The 13,799-nt window shown below is 60.0% G+C and carries 21 protein-coding genes; 7 read left to right on the forward strand and 14 right to left on the reverse strand.

Annotation, left to right across the window (positions count from 1 at the left end):
* Window positions 1-7: 7 nt before the first annotated feature.
* Window positions 8-1,456, reverse strand: coding sequence for an alginate export family protein (locus BUA69_RS06255; RefSeq protein ID WP_201777428.1), 1,449 nt, complete (start codon window positions 1,454-1,456; stop codon window positions 8-10).
* Between the two features lie 127 nt (window positions 1,457-1,583).
* Complete coding sequence (locus BUA69_RS06260) at window positions 1,584-2,243, reverse strand: LuxR C-terminal-related transcriptional regulator (RefSeq protein ID WP_046133819.1); 660 nt, start codon at window positions 2,241-2,243, stop codon at window positions 1,584-1,586.
* 340 nt (window positions 2,244-2,583) lie between these two features.
* On the opposite strand from BUA69_RS06260, the gene BUA69_RS06265 reads away from it, so the two are divergent.
* Window positions 2,584-3,282, forward strand: coding sequence for a L,D-transpeptidase (locus BUA69_RS06265; protein ID WP_046133818.1), 699 nt, complete (start codon window positions 2,584-2,586; stop codon window positions 3,280-3,282).
* A 296-nt stretch (window positions 3,283-3,578) separates the two neighbouring features.
* Window positions 3,579-3,947: a hypothetical protein gene (locus BUA69_RS20715; RefSeq protein WP_143154435.1), complete on the forward strand. Its 369-nt coding sequence runs from the start codon at window positions 3,579-3,581 to the stop codon at window positions 3,945-3,947.
* 121 nt (window positions 3,948-4,068) lie between these two features.
* Here the strand turns inward: BUA69_RS20715 and BUA69_RS06270 are convergent, their stop codons facing one another.
* Genes BUA69_RS06270 through BUA69_RS21540 form a run of 4 tightly spaced genes read right to left on the reverse strand, consistent with a single transcriptional unit; the run spans window position 4,069 to window position 5,864 of the window.
* Window positions 4,069-4,359: a hypothetical protein gene (locus BUA69_RS06270; protein WP_046133817.1), complete on the reverse strand. Its 291-nt coding sequence runs from the start codon at window positions 4,357-4,359 to the stop codon at window positions 4,069-4,071.
* Complete coding sequence (locus tag BUA69_RS06275) at window positions 4,356-4,793, reverse strand: hypothetical protein (RefSeq protein ID WP_046133816.1); 438 nt, start codon at window positions 4,791-4,793, stop codon at window positions 4,356-4,358. Before BUA69_RS06275 ends, BUA69_RS06270 begins: the two co-directional genes overlap by 4 nt.
* Window positions 4,793-5,740: an ORF6N domain-containing protein gene (locus BUA69_RS06280; protein ID WP_342079332.1), complete on the reverse strand. Its 948-nt coding sequence runs from the start codon at window positions 5,738-5,740 to the stop codon at window positions 4,793-4,795. Before BUA69_RS06280 ends, BUA69_RS06275 begins: the two co-directional genes overlap by 1 nt.
* The gene (locus tag BUA69_RS21540) at window positions 5,634-5,864 is read right to left on the reverse strand and encodes an Arc family DNA-binding protein (protein ID WP_072866488.1); all 231 of its coding nucleotides are present in this window, start codon (window positions 5,862-5,864) and stop codon (window positions 5,634-5,636) included. The genes BUA69_RS06280 and BUA69_RS21540 overlap by 107 nt, the downstream gene beginning before the upstream one ends.
* 130 nt (window positions 5,865-5,994) lie before the next feature.
* Between BUA69_RS21540 and BUA69_RS06290 the strand changes: the two genes are divergently transcribed.
* Entirely contained in the window at window positions 5,995-6,636 is a 642-nt protein-coding gene (locus BUA69_RS06290; protein WP_046133814.1) for an Arc family DNA-binding protein, read from the forward strand.
* A 10-nt stretch (window positions 6,637-6,646) separates the two neighbouring features.
* On the opposite strand, the gene BUA69_RS06295 is transcribed toward BUA69_RS06290, so the two are convergent.
* The 3 genes from BUA69_RS06295 to BUA69_RS06305 form a co-directional block, all read right to left on the reverse strand.
* Complete coding sequence (locus tag BUA69_RS06295) at window positions 6,647-7,063, reverse strand: hypothetical protein (RefSeq protein WP_046133813.1); 417 nt, start codon at window positions 7,061-7,063, stop codon at window positions 6,647-6,649.
* Window positions 7,064-7,273: 210 nt separating this feature from the next.
* The gene (locus BUA69_RS06300; RefSeq protein WP_046133812.1) at window positions 7,274-7,516 is read right to left on the reverse strand and encodes a hypothetical protein; all 243 of its coding nucleotides are present in this window, start codon (window positions 7,514-7,516) and stop codon (window positions 7,274-7,276) included.
* Window positions 7,513-8,196 carry a lysozyme gene (locus BUA69_RS06305; protein ID WP_046133811.1) on the reverse strand — a complete coding sequence of 228 codons (684 nt, stop codon included), beginning with the start codon at window positions 8,194-8,196 and terminating at the stop codon, window positions 7,513-7,515. Before BUA69_RS06305 ends, BUA69_RS06300 begins: the two co-directional genes overlap by 4 nt.
* 93 nt (window positions 8,197-8,289) lie before the next feature.
* Between BUA69_RS06305 and BUA69_RS06310 the strand changes: the two genes are divergently transcribed.
* The 4 genes from BUA69_RS06310 (at window position 8,290) to BUA69_RS06320 (ending at window position 9,419) form a co-directional block, all read left to right on the forward strand.
* Window positions 8,290-8,511 (forward strand): hypothetical protein, encoded by a 222-nt coding sequence (locus tag BUA69_RS06310; protein ID WP_143154436.1) that lies wholly within the window; start codon window positions 8,290-8,292, stop codon window positions 8,509-8,511.
* 110 nt (window positions 8,512-8,621) lie between these two features.
* Window positions 8,622-8,822 (forward strand): hypothetical protein, encoded by a 201-nt coding sequence (locus tag BUA69_RS06315; protein ID WP_046133809.1) that lies wholly within the window; start codon window positions 8,622-8,624, stop codon window positions 8,820-8,822.
* A gap of 24 nt (window positions 8,823-8,846) precedes the next feature.
* On the forward strand, window positions 8,847-9,074 hold the full coding sequence (locus BUA69_RS20720) for a hypothetical protein (protein ID WP_143154437.1): 228 nt from the start codon (window positions 8,847-8,849) through the stop codon (window positions 9,072-9,074).
* Between the two features lie 51 nt (window positions 9,075-9,125).
* Window positions 9,126-9,419, forward strand: coding sequence for a hypothetical protein (locus BUA69_RS06320; RefSeq protein ID WP_046133808.1), 294 nt, complete (start codon window positions 9,126-9,128; stop codon window positions 9,417-9,419).
* A gap of 559 nt (window positions 9,420-9,978) precedes the next feature.
* Here the strand turns inward: BUA69_RS06320 and BUA69_RS06325 are convergent.
* From BUA69_RS06325 to BUA69_RS06345, 5 genes are read right to left on the reverse strand one after another with little or no spacing between them, the layout of a single operon-like run.
* Window positions 9,979-10,305 carry a hypothetical protein gene (locus BUA69_RS06325; protein ID WP_046133807.1) on the reverse strand — a complete coding sequence of 109 codons (327 nt, stop codon included), beginning with the start codon at window positions 10,303-10,305 and terminating at the stop codon, window positions 9,979-9,981.
* Window positions 10,298-10,648: a hypothetical protein gene (locus tag BUA69_RS06330; RefSeq protein WP_046133806.1), complete on the reverse strand. Its 351-nt coding sequence runs from the start codon at window positions 10,646-10,648 to the stop codon at window positions 10,298-10,300. The genes BUA69_RS06325 and BUA69_RS06330 overlap by 8 nt, the downstream gene beginning before the upstream one ends.
* Window positions 10,649-12,172, reverse strand: a complete 1,524-nt coding sequence (locus BUA69_RS20930; protein ID WP_052950362.1) for a hypothetical protein — start codon at window positions 12,170-12,172, stop codon at window positions 10,649-10,651.
* 37 nt (window positions 12,173-12,209) lie between these two features.
* On the reverse strand, window positions 12,210-13,022 hold the full coding sequence (locus tag BUA69_RS06340; protein WP_046133805.1) for a hypothetical protein: 813 nt from the start codon (window positions 13,020-13,022) through the stop codon (window positions 12,210-12,212).
* A gap of 2 nt (window positions 13,023-13,024) precedes the next feature.
* A complete protein-coding gene (locus tag BUA69_RS06345; RefSeq protein ID WP_143154438.1) occupies window positions 13,025-13,687 on the reverse strand; it encodes a hypothetical protein in 663 nt (220 codons plus the stop codon).
* Window positions 13,688-13,799: the final 112 nt, after the last annotated feature.

Consider the following 13,799-nt stretch of genomic DNA (forward strand, 5'->3'; position numbering starts at 1 on the left):
CGCGACCTTAGAAATTGACGACAACATTGACAAAACCTCCTGTCCAGACCGGCACATTGCCTGGCCTGATCGATTGAATGCCTTGGCCTGGAAATGAGACGCTGAACCCTGCAGTCAGGAAGGCGTTCGGGGTCAGCACCCGGCTATACTCGATGAAAACATCGTCACTGAGATGACCATTGGTGACCCCGGCAATCGGGATTGGCTCGCCCCCCGCATTGATCACCCTGGTGCCCTGGCCAAACTGGATGGGGCTGGCCAGCTGGTTGGCCCGGATATGGGCGTAGCGCAGCGTGACGGTATCCAGTGGCGACGGCTTGACCGACAGCGCCAACTGATGGGCATTGACGTTGGAGTTGATGAACACCATCGACGATTTCGAGCCCGTCGCCCAGGCGCTAGGGCTGCCTTCGTAAAACAGCGGATCGAAACGCTCGAGCCCCGAGGTCGTCGGATCATCGCCCGAAAATGTCTGGTAGGTATACGAAATCGTCGGCGTCCAGGGGATTTCGGCAAAGGTGTAGCCGATCTGGGCGCGGCCAGCCCAGGCGGACATGTTGATCCGTTCGTTCCACTCATAGGCGATGTCGCCGGCCAGGAAGAAGTTCTCGTTTTCCAGATCGAACGGATTGCCGCGCCCATATAGATTGATGAAGTTCAGCCCTTCGCGCGCGCCCGGAATGATTTCGGGCACGCCGATGCCGCCGGGCGCGGCCTTGGGATAGGGCGACCCTGACTCCAGCACATGACCATAAGTGGCGCCCAGGAATGTCTGCGCCGATCGATCATAGCGCAGATCGAGACCGACAATTTTGGTGCCGCTGTCATTGTCGGGCTGCTCGTTGGCATCGAGATAGAACGCTGTACCCTTGACGTCATCCACGCCGATGCTGCCGAGCACCGCCATTTCCCACGCCTTGCGCGGGCCGAGCTTGAGCGCACCACGATCAAAGCCGCTGGACCCGCCATTGGCGAGCAGCATGCCAGTGCCGGCCTTGAATTCGCGGGGGCCAACCGAGACGTCCATCGACGGACCGCTATCGCCGCCGGCGCGCAGGCCAATATAGCCCTCTTCGAGCGTGATCGCACCGGTATTGCCGGTCTCATAGGCATCAATGCCCAATGTGCCCGAGGCGACGAGCGAGCCTTTGCCATAGATGACGGCGCTGTTGCCGGCGTCGAGGGTGAAGCTGAGCCCCGGCTTGATGTAGCCTTCGAGCCATTCTGCATTTGAATCGGTGCTCGGGGCGAAGATGCCGGCAAAATTCCAGAACAGGTTTTGCTCGATGACCCCATTGACGCCCGCCTGCAAATGCCCCCGCAGCATGAAACCATTCTGGTCGATGAGCAGCATCGGATCTTTGGCGGGTTGCTCCTGGGCGAAGGCGTATGGCGCAGCAGGCAATGTGCAGCAGGCCAGAATAGTCGAGGCAATGCGAACGCTCAAAAGTGGCATGACGTTACCTATCCACCATAATCTCCCGGCCCTCTCAGCCAGCCGTAGGCTCAGTATGCGGCATCGAAAAAAGGATTGACCATCGGGGGATTCCCCGAGAGCCCCCAAAAAGGTCGCCGCGACAACGCTACAAATGACTGAGATTATGCCGGATGGCGTAGCGCACCATGTCCACAGCCGAGCGGGCGCCGATCTTGCGCATGATGGTGGCGCGATGGGTCTCAACGGTCTTGACGCTGATCCCCAGGAGCTGCGCCAGATCCTTGTTGCCGATCCCGTCGGCAAGATGGCGCAGCACCTGCAGTTCGCGCGGCGTCATGGCTTCCGCCGCGGCCCCGCCCGCATTGCAGGCCACCAGATGCAGGCAGGTCTGCAGGTCGGCATCGGCGAGAGCGGGCGAGAAGAACGGCCGGCCGGAGGTGATGGCGCGAATGGCGCTGATGGCGATCTCGGGCGCATCGCTCTTGAGCACATAGCCCCTTGCCCCCGCAAGGATAAGCGCGCTGATGGCGCACGCGCTTACCGGCAGCGAGAACACCAGGATCATGGTTTCGGGGCAATCCCTGCCCATATGGTGCAGGATCTCGACGCCCCCCAGATCGAACATGTCGGGATCGAGCAGCACGATATCGGGCTGCAACTGGCGGGCCATCCGCACTGCATCATGCCCGCTCGCGGCCTCCCCGCAAACCGCCAGCCCCGGCTCATGTTCGATGTATCGGTGCACCCCGCTCCGGACCACGGGGAAATCGTCGACGATCAGGATACGTGTCAGGGGCAAGTCCATCGAAGAACTCCGCGGCTACATCGCATACCCCCCGGCAAGCATAGCCCCACTGCCCCCGGGATTGTCTAGGGGTATTCATGTAGGCCTCTGATGCCGCTGATTGGATAAAATTGCCTGGATCTGGGCCCACCGCGGTCCCCATCTGGCCAGCTTGAATCTCAGTGTCTGCGTGCAGTGAAGGAGGCAGACCGACAGACCGAGTTCGCCGGACAATCATCACTAGGACCCCGCCCCGAGGGCCAGCCTGCCAAGCACCCGCTTGCCAATTTCGCGATGTGGGGCCAATCTCGGGGCGAGGAAGCGGCGCGTGCATGCGCTGGCGCAGGGGAGGCTTGAAGTCATGATCATTGGCGATGGGATTGCAGATGCCGCCGAAATGGACGCGCCGGCCCGGCCTGGGAATTTCAGCCGCCGCGCATTTCTGGTGGGTTCCGCCGCGGGCCTCGGCGCGCTGGCGCTTGCCGGTTGCGCAACGTCCGGCGCCATGACCCTGGCCGAGGCCGAGAAGGTCTATGGGCCTCTGCCCAACGAGCGCTTCCCGGTCCCAGCCGTCAATGTCAGCAAGATCAACCCGAAATATCTGCGCCGGACGGTTCGTTACGACACCAAGGAAGTTGCGGGCACGATCATCGTCGACCCTCGCAACTACTATGTCTACCGCGTCGAAGGCGACGGGACAGCCACCCGTTATGGCGCCAATGTCGGCCGTGCCGGCTTCCTGTGGAGCGGCGACGCCTATATCGGCCGCAAGGCTGAATGGCCCATCTGGACGCCACCCAAGGAAATGATCCAGCGCCAGCCCGAGGTCGCCAAATATGCCGGCGGCATGGCGCCTGGTCTGGGCAATCCGCTCGGTGCCCGCACGCTCTACCTCTATCAGGATGGCGTCTACACCCTCTACACGCTCTATAGCACGATCATGCCCGAAACGATCGGGAAAGGCATCTCAAGCGGCTGCGTCGGCCTGCTCACCCAGGACATGATGGATCTCTATTCCAAGACGCCGGTCAACACCAAGGTCGTCGTCCTACCCGCATAGGCGGTCGCTGGCAGGGCCGGTTTGCGGCCTTGGTGCCGCCAGCACGGAAACACCGAATAGGGCCGATCCGGCTCCGGTGATTGTGATTTCAATGTGGGTGCTCAGTCGCAGCGCTTAGCGGGGCTAGCCTGTTGCCAGCATCCAGGGAACTCAACCGCAATAAAAAACCCCCGGTTTCCCAGGGGTTTAAAATGGTAGCGAAGCCCAGATTTGAACTGGGGACACACGGATTATGATACCGGGCTTAATCGTTTGGTTACAATAACATCGGCTGTCTAGACGAAAAAACAGGGCAATTGAAATCAAACGATGAATCGGCGCTTGGTCTAGAAATGGGCGATCATCAGGAGCTGGCGCACGTGCAGAATGACGACGATCCGCTTACACTCCGGGATGCGTGCGACCTGATATTTCGTGGTGCCATTTCACCGGCAACGCTGCGAGCTGAAGCGCGACGCGGGCGTCTGGTGATCGAACGTATAGGGCGGCGCGATTTCGTCACACGCGCTGGCATCAAGGCGATGAGAAAGCTTTGTGAGGTTCAACCTACCCCTGCAAAGTCTCCATCTGACTACTGGCCCGAAGAGACCCGGGCAACGGCGGCCAGATTAGCTTGTGAGGCAACCGCAAGGGCGCTCATCGCTTCGTCCAAGAAAAAGAAATAAACCCCGGCCTTTCGACCGGGGCTTACAGACTGCTGCAGGCGGCTACAGATCAAGCCGCAGGGCGAAACTGCTCAGTCACCATAGCCATGATGTCTGCCAGCGGATCCGAACTCGGCCCCCACTAGGAGGCATAGTGCAGCAACATCAGGATGCGCCGTTCCTCATGTTTCGGGTCGGGAAAGCGAACTGCGCGCAAGCTGTCGATCAGCTCGCCGATAACCTCCCCGCACCAGCCCTCGCCGATGTCGCAGATGAAGGCGGCGCCCGGATGATAGTCACCCGTCTTGGCACTCGTCGCCCGAGGCTGGTTCTGAAGCCAGACCGTTGCGTCGTTGACCTGGCGGATGCCGTCGAAGGCCAGTTCATAGTCGAGGATCGACCAGCCGATCATATTGAGGGTGAGAGGCCTCATGCCTTGCCCTCCCGGAACGCGCGCATTGATGGGCCACCCGAGTTTTTGAAGGCCGCGAACATGGCCTCCATCGACATCAGGCCCTTATCGAAGATGAACCCACCCATTGCGGCGCTGTAGCCACTATGCGCCGGTCCGAGCTCGTCCACGTGATGCCCTGCCTCTACGTCAATCATTCCGCAAAGACCTTGCGCCATCGCGTGGCAGATGATGGTCGCGATACGGTCCCCGTTGCGGGCGGTAGAGCAAGCACGCTGCCCCTCGGCTTCACCAAACCTATGGGTCAGTGCGACAATGCGGCGGGCACGAGAGCGAGGAAGAAAGGCCTTCGCCAATTCCTCAACATCCACCCAGGGGAAGTCCGGCTCGACGTGCGGCTTTTCGAAAACTGACACCGGCTTGCCGTTCACAGTGATTTCGCCAAGCTTAGTCATCACATGCCCCCAAAAATCAGGCGCCGAAGCGTCTCGACAATGCTGCTGGGCCAAAGAAGCTGCTGGATCATGCGCCCGCCTTGCTTCTTTCCGGTATCCATCATCTGCCCACCGGCAGTAACGCCCTTCTCGGTAGGCTCGTAGTGGAGTGCCCGCTTGTCGTCGCGGAACGAGCGCTGAAACCCATGATGGATCAGGTCTTTGTTTACGTCCTGAGCACTTCGACCACCGAGCCGATCACCAATAGTCTTTGGATTGATCATGGCCAGATTGGCGGGGGCTGGCAGGTGGGTGCGACCGACGATCTCGAGTGGATCAGTGCCGGTTTCGCGCTTCGTTGCCAACGCGGCAGACAGAATTGCAGCGTTATCCTTGAGCCCCGCCAGCTTGGCCATCCGCGCGGTGATGCTGAACACTTGCTCAACTTCACGCAATTGGGCGCTGCGCTTCAGCAGGCTCAGGCCAGCCTTCACAGAAAAATAGGTATCCTCCAGCTGCTCGAAGATTTCCCAGGCCGTGTCTGTGTCGAGGATCTTTGCGTGACGAGCGACGCCGCGTTCGGTCCAGAGCAACAGATGAGAGGCGGTCTTGCCAACCAACCCGATATAATCGGGTTCGTTCTTGAGAGCCTTCAATGCCGGCCCATGCACCTTGTGGAAATGCACCCCCTCCACAAAACGGGCCGAGTTATTGGCGAAGTTGTCCGAAATCTGCTTGATGCCTGCGCCGAAGCTTTTGGCCATCAGTTCGGTCGTCATCACGGGCTGCCCCTTGTACCCAATAGGGTCGCCGTCTGGAACGTTCCCGATCTGTGCAGGTAGACCTTGCGCCCTGGAGGCGTTATGTTCGTGCATCATTGCTTTCATTCCTTGCTGGGGATGGGTTTTGATCATGGCTCGGAGAGGTTGGCGCCTCTGCCGGGCCTTTTGCTTTTCCGAGAACAGCATCCAAATGGTGGATTATCTCGGCATTCATCGTTCGGTGGTTGGCTGCGGCGTGCTGCTTTATTCGATCGCGAAGGCCGGCGGGAAGCCGGATCACAAACTTGTCCGCTATCGTGCTGGGGTACATCGTCGCTCCTTGTACGTCTGGTAACCATGGCTAAAAGCCACGATTGCAGACTGGCTGTTAGCCATATACGCGTCAAGCGCAAAGATGGCTTTTAGCCCTCTCCGCGTGTGAATAATCGGGAAAACTCAAAATGGCCCGTGTGCCCCTTCAGCCCCAAGACAAATATGTGTTGCGAATGCCGGATGGGATGCGAGACCGCATCAAGAAGGCGGCGGAACGTAGCGGCCGATCCATGAATGCTGAAATCCTCGCCGCGCTTGAGCATTTCTACCCGGAAGAGCCAAGCATTATTGATCTGCTGGACAATGTGCATGACGCTATCAGCCTCGCTGAGCAGCAAAATGGAATGCCCTACCGCCAAGTTTTGATTGATCGATTAAACGACCTTTCGGCGCGCGTTTCAGCCGGTCTTGAGTTCGATCAATATCGCCAGCCTCGCTTCGGGGCGGAATATGATCGAGCCAATAAGTTTGCAGACCGCTATCGTCGATGGCGGAGGGTACAGGAGTATGGTGTTGAGCAATCGGATTTGGAGGATCAACTCAAGAAGGGCATGCTGCATAATGCCCGTGGGGACACCGTGCGACAGGCGCTCAAGTACTTCGAGGCTGGCAAACCCGAAATGGCTTTACGGCTCTTTAGATTGCACGAAACGAAGTTCGCCGACCCAGACGCTGCGCATCAAGCTATTCGTTCGGATCTCCAGTCTTTCTTCGATGAGAACTGGGGTGACCTTACGCAGGAGGACTGGGACGCACCGGACGACGATTAACCGGCCAGCGTTAATTGGGATTGATCGACCGCGGATCGAGGCGCTGCAAGATCTCTCGCATCACTCGGATATCGCCGCTCTGGCTGTTCACAGCGGCTTTCAGTTCCTCGACCGAGCGGGCCAGCGTCTGGGAGCCCTGCTCCTGCACTGTGATGCGATAAGCCAGGTTCTCGTATTTCCGCATCTCGCCTTCCATGGCACTGATCCGCTGATCGGTTCGGGCCTCGATGCCGGTCACTGCCGCCAGCCGATCCTTGTGCATCTGGTCATGGGTCACGATCCAGGCGTCATACTTCTGGCCCATGGCTGACACATCGGCCGTGAACCGGCCCCAGATGATGCCCCAGCCTATCGCCGTGGCCGCGAACCCTGTCAGCAGGATCAGCGTGTTGATGTTCACTTCATATTTGCGAGCGGGCGCGTGCATGTCGCCACCTTTTTCAACGGTCAATGGTCCGAGCCCCACGGATAGAGAATAGGTCGGGCGACCGGAGCCGCCCGAGGTGGTCAGCGCCGGCAGACGGCCAGCTTGTCGTAATGCCGATCGAGGTCGACCACCCAGGCATCAACGGCGCTGTCCTGCGCCGCCTGCAGGGCATCAATGGCGGCCACTGGCGGCGATGACAGCGCCGGGCAGTTACCGGCCCCCCTCGCGCTTGCGCAGCCGGTCATAAGCCCCGCGAGGATCAACAGGCCCAGCGTCGATACGGTCGTATTCTTCCTGGAGCGCATCGCGTTTCCTTTGCTGTTCGGCTTCCATGTAGCGTTTGCCCTCGGCGCGGCCCTTGAGCAGCGCAATCCCGATGGCGACGATGACGGCGCCGGCGATGGCCAGCCCCGCTTGAACCTTGGCCCACGGGCCCGCGAGCCAACTGATCATCGCGAGGCCTTGCGGATCACGAGGAAGGCGATGGTGATGGCCGCAACGACCATGAGAGCCGCAATGGCGTACTGAACGGGTCCATTGCCCGAGGCGACGGCGGCAGCACCGCCAAGGAGCCCGCCACCCGCTGCCAGGTTCTCCGGCGTCACCAGTTCCTTGATGGGGTTGCCGGGCTTGGCCGACACCGGCGCCGAGGCGACGAAGGCGCCCTTGGCCCACAGTCCAGCCTCAGCTGCACGGCGATTGACCAGGCCCTGCATCTTGGACCCGTCATTGTTGACCCAGCGGGCCAGTTGGCCTGGCACAGCCTCATAGTCGCCGGCATTGAGTTTCTTGAGCAGCGTCGAGCTCGAAAAGCCCGGCACCGACGAACTCCCCCAACCCACGTTGTCGGCGAAGGAAACCAGAGCGGCGAGCTGGTACGGCGAGAGCGGAACCTTGACCACGCCGAGAATGCGCGCAGCCAATCGGTCATGGCGCTGCTGAAGCAGAGAGGCGGCGAGCGCCTCGCTGATGGTGTCGCCCTTCTTGACCGGGGCGCCGTTGATCTCGGTTTGGCCGTAGCCGATGGTCCAAGGCGTGCCATCGCGCGACCCGGGATCGGGATAAGCCTTGTCGCGAAAGCCCTCCCATTGCTTTGAGAACGCGGCAAAGTCCGCTGGCAGCTGCGTTGCCATCGTAAGCTCCTATCAATGTTGGATTAAGGTTGGCGGCGTCGTCCGCTGGACCGACTGGGCCCGCTGCGGCAATGTCTGGCCATGGACCACGACGTGAAGATCGAGACTCAGCGCAGCAGGTCAAACCTGTTTGCTTTCAGGCGATTGAAGTGGGGTAAGCCCAAGCTGCGACCCAGCGCTGACCGCGCGGCAGCCGGGCCCGAGGTGATTGAACTTGAACCCAAACGTAAGCGCGAGCGGTTGGCGGATGCAATTTTTTGGACGATGGCGATCGGCGCTGTCGCAGCACTTGTCTGGGCTGCCGCCTCGCTCTAACTCCTCAAAATCTTGCAGATGACGAGGCGCCTACGCGGCCTAACTTCCAGCTGCGGCTTGAGTGGACGCTAGGATTTGTTTTACATCTTGGTGCAACGCGGGGGGCGAATATGGCGGAATACAAGGTTGAACTGACTTCCGGAAAATCGATCCTGATCGAAGACATACGGTCTATCGAAGACCTCGCATCTTCCCTCTGTACCCATGGCTTCATCCACGTCCAGCGACTGAACAATGGCGGCTATCAGCCTGAAACCAGCACCATGGTCGCGTTGATGGAGCGCGCAATTCTAAGCATTGAACCAACGTAACAATGGCTTGGTACGGAGAGCGAAGTGTCCAAAACGTTTCGCGTTATCGACCTGCGGCAAAGCGTCGAAACAGAAACCTTGGTCGTGGCTGACACACCAGATGCCGCCGCCCACCAGGTTCTAGGTATTGAAATAGTCCGGGGCGGAAACAAGCGAGCCCTGGTGGCGAAGGTTTATTCAGAAAGTGAAACCGGCCTCTCGATGGTACGTCTATATGCGCGAGCGGCAGGACGCTCCATCGCACGGACTTGAAATATTCACCACCCAGAGTCACGTTACACTCGCCGTTGAAAGGAGGTTACGATGCATACAGAACACGAAGTTCGCGCAGTTGAAATCGTTGACAATGGAACCGCCTACACTGCCACTTACTATGTCGAGCACGGCGTCATCGTCGCCAAACTCGATGAACAAGTAATGCGGGTGCCAGTGGGACTGGTGGATCCACATAAGACGGTCAGAGCCCTGCTTGCCGCAAGGATCCAGCGCGCTGCTCGACTGTCGAAGCACCGCGACGAATGGACTTCTGCGACCGCTGAGACTGCCCCGCGCGGGCGCGGACGCCCGAAGCTGGTGCCGCTGGAACCTGAGACCTAATTCTGCACCGCCACACATCGCGGCTTACTATGCTGGCCGCGATAAACTGCCCGGGCCCGAAAGCCCGGGCTTTTTTTGTCAGTCTTGGCGTTCCACATAGTGCCAAATGCCAGCAGCACCGGCGCCGACAGCTATGAACACTGGGATTAACGTCTCGGGATGCCCGGCGACCGACGCCAGCACACCACCCACAAACACGCCGCCAAGAATGCTACATGTCAGTTTGCTAGCCATATCCGTTCCTATGCAGGTCGATCAATGCAACCGTGTACCTCCAAGTAGTTCATAGGGAACGAATGGAGGACGTAGACGTTCGGCCAATGACCTCCAGTGGCAGCACGGTCGTCCCAAGCTCCAAACCCGCCACCGGAGATCAAGGGGTCGAAAGATCCCAGGGCCCGGGTGATGTAGTCTAGCCCGGGCCCCGTTGTTTCCAAATTTTCCGCATCCCGTTGGAACCGCCCAGCACACAGCTGCATTACTTGCCTGCAGCTTGTATGGACGCAGTTGCATGACGTCAGTCAGACTTGCCCGGGCATGTTGGTAGCCCGGGCATTTTTTATGCGGCCCCGTACAGCCAGAGGGCGTCCAGCTCCTGCACCGACATTCCGATGGCCTGACGGGCATCCTCGACAAACGGATGATCGCGCTCGAAGAACTTACCGAAGTCCAGCTTGGACGAAGCAGCCGCCCAGTTTGCTGGGTTGGGCTCGTCCTTCATGGCCTCGACCCACGCCAGCAGCTCGGGCTCAAAGCCCGATGCTCGCACCACGAACCAGAACTGATCCGGTTCCAGGTTGGGGAAGTGATCCTTGCGCGCGTCAGCGGCCTCTTTGGCCTCGCGCTGTTCGCGCGTTACCAGCATGCTCCAATCGATATTACTCATCACCTGCATTCCCTTCAGGTTGCGCGATCGGTTCGGGCTGGACCGGTGGTCGATCAAACGGCACTGGCACATTGCCGTTCGCGGGATTTACCAGAATGGCCGGGAACGCCACGGCCTCGGATGGGTTCGCGCCATGCGGCAACAGCAGGGTGAGACTGACCCCGCCGTTGCCCCGAACCACATCACCCACGATCCACTGGCTGTTGATTGCATCAGCGGGCAGCGTCCCACCGTTGGGCAGTTCGGAAAAGTCAAAGACTTCCCCGTTTATGGTGAGCACGTCTCCCCGCTTGTGAACCGTCAGTGCGTCATCGCGGCGCTGCGGAGAGAATGAAATACGCATTTAGAACCACCTTCCAATCGCAAAATAATAAACAACCAATGGTGCTGTGCCCGAGATTTCTGCGAATGCATAGAAATTAGGCCATGATGAGAGAGTTGGCTGATTGCCCGTCGCAGCCCATGAGGCTTTACCAGACGCAAATGTTTTTATTGATGCATCATGGAGAACAGAAAACGATACTGGAAATACAGCAGCAGGAGCAGACGCGGCAAAATAGATTGAACCCGATACGTTGCTGAACGATACGCTTGGGTATGATTGTGTCCGCGTGCAAATCTGCGTCCCATCTGCAAAACGTACATACTCTCCGTTTGCATTGCTGCCGCGTTCGATTACCGCTCCAGTCGGGACGCCCGCTGACTGCGAAACTGCGCCAAGAATATTACTCTTGGCGTAAGCATCTGTGATGGCCAACACCTGCGCGGCGGTTAGGTCACCCGGAACACCAGTTCCCGCCCCCGCAGCGCGTCCCTTGATGGTCGCCTGAGCCATATCGGCAAGCTTGACGTTGGTTACGCTTCCGTTTGCCGGAGTTAACTCGGCAATCGTCTTTCCACCGTCCTTGAGCAAATTTCCGTCGCCGTCGAACACGGCAATGCGATTATCAGCTGCGCTGCCGGGCGCCCCCACGGCACCCAAGCCGGTGCGCGCGGCCGTAGCATCGGCATCAGACCCAAGCCGCGTCACCCAGAATGGCGTTACCCCATCGATATCGCCGGTAGGCCCGCGCGGAATGGCGAAATCCACCCGATAGCCGCCGGTCACCGGCACGAAGGTCACCGCTGCCGGTTGGTCCGAAGCCAGCGTCGTGGTGGCACCAGGTTCGATGATCATCCCACGCGGGATCACGAATGACACGTCGTAGCCGCCGGCGCGAGGCGTCAATGTCACATCAGGCGGGGCCCCATAGGGCACTTCGTCAACTTCGGTGATATCGAGGGTGATGGGGGGACCGGTTACATAGGCCGCAGCGGACCAATCACCACTGGCATTGCTCAGCTTTGAGAAGATCGCCGCCCGGCCATCGCCAGTGTCCGCGACCAGGACGGCAAAACCCGCCACTTGCCCGTCAAAGGCTGCTCGGGCCGCCATATTGGCAACCTGCACATCATAGTTGGCACCAGACACCAGATCGGTGAGGGGCACGAGCCGGGCAGAGCCACCGGGCAGCATCTCGATGACACCGGCCGGCTCTGCTGCTGCAGCAATGGCGGTCAGCCGGCCATTGCCCAAGAGTTCGATCAATAGGCGCGCTTGGGCGGTCGAACGCTGGCCATCCGCCATATACCGGATGCGATACTCCGCAGTGACGTCCGGCCCTTCCCAAGGCTTTGTCAGCGTCCCCGACGTGTTGTCGGTGATGGAAGCGATGACGCCCATAAACTCGGTGGCGCCCGTCACATCGATGACGGTGTCGCCCTCGCGGATTTGCGCCAGCTGCCAGCCGGAGCCGGTGCCCGAAAAGCTCGCCTGTCCGTTGGTGAGTGTGATCGTACCGGTCACATAGTCGGATTTGCCGGCCATCAGGGGCCTCCCTAGAATTGAAGTAAAAGGAGCCGGCTTAAACGCCGGCGTTATATCGCCCTGGCGTGATCAGAAACGTGGCCTGCCATGTCGATGAATAGCTAGAATTGTCGGTGGTCGAGCATTGCGTTGAGTTCCCTCGATAAGGCGGGTTGAGCCCACCCGGCAGCCCTTCCGGCCATGACAGGGTCTTTGCATCGAGCTGGCACGCAACCATGCCATCGGGGCTGGAGCCGTATGACCAGCCGAACCGGGTTGGGCCTCCCCAGGCATCCCATGTCCGCTCAGCGCCACCGCGCGACGACTGAAACCGGCTTAGTACGATGTCGGTGCCAGAAAGCCCCACATGGATCGCGCGCCGCCAGCCGCCCGCAATTTCCAGCACCCCTGACCCGCCTTGGAGATGCGCAGTCACCCCTTGCCCCAACGGCGAGGCGACAGGGCTGCCTCGGATGACCAAGGAGCCATCGTGTGCGGTCGGTCGCTTGGTCCAGCTCAGAACCACCCGCACGTCTATATGGTTCATCCCGGCCGGAACCGTGCCAATCACCTGGTCTGGCAGGTTGTAGATGCCGCCGGCGCTGGGGCCATATTCTCCGGGCAGGATTTTCGACAGCGTGACGCAAGATCCCGTGTCGTAGTAATCTGGATCGCCTGGCCCACCGGCCGGGAATTCGCGGAACTGATTGTAGCCGTAAACGAAGTCCTTTTGAAAATCAGGGAAGGCTATTGTTCGGACAATAGACTGTTGGGCGGACATCAGTAGGTTGATTGGGGGCGTGTCTGTGCCCCAGATCTTGCGCCCGCCCTGGATCACGATGATGTGCCCATTTTCTGGAAAGACAGCCATGCTCAGGTTCCCACCGGGATAAAGGGGCCACCTGCAAAGGAGCCGCTGTAGAAGTCGTCTTGCATCACGTCGCCACCAGTGGAGATCCGCACGCCGCCATTTCCCAGTCCCACCGTTCGCGCCAGGTCGAAGTCAGTCGAAGTCTCGCCTGCGGAGCGATAACGCAGGTAGCTCCCTGTGCTCTCGATCTTGCCGCGCCCGATCTGAAAACCGGACGGGTTGCCAGAAAAGAGAGCCTTGGCCGGATCTGCGGCCGGCGTCCTAAACACCAATACCTGGACCGTGATCGATATCGCCGGGAGGTCGACGCTGCTGGAATAACCACACCAGTTGAGCACCACATGACTGGTGGTGGCATAGACGGAGATCATCCGGCGGCCGGCGCCGAAGCTCTGGGCAATGCGCCCAGCGACGATGACGTTGCCTGCGTAAGCCACCATCACCAATGGCACATAGCCAAGGTTGTGGGCATAAGCATTCGCTGCGCCCGACAGCTGCTGGCCGGTGACGGAATACGACAGTCGCGTGGGCATCCCCGGGAGCAAAGGCGGCGCCGCCCAGGTGGCGGTCGATGCCGCCACGGCCGGCAGGCTCACCAGCACCGTCTGAATGGGAAGCGCCAGGTGATAGGGCACGAAATCGCTGTGAAAGGCGATCTTGTCCATGTGTGCCGCTGGGGTCTTGGCTGGCGCATTGCGCGGCGCATCGAAGTCCCCAATGTCCCCCCCGCCCGCTGCTTCGGTATAGCAGGCGACCACCCCCTGAGCCGGGAAACCT

This window comes from Devosia limi DSM 17137 (assembly GCF_900128975.1).
Lineage (GTDB): Bacteria > Pseudomonadota > Alphaproteobacteria > Rhizobiales > Devosiaceae > Devosia > Devosia limi.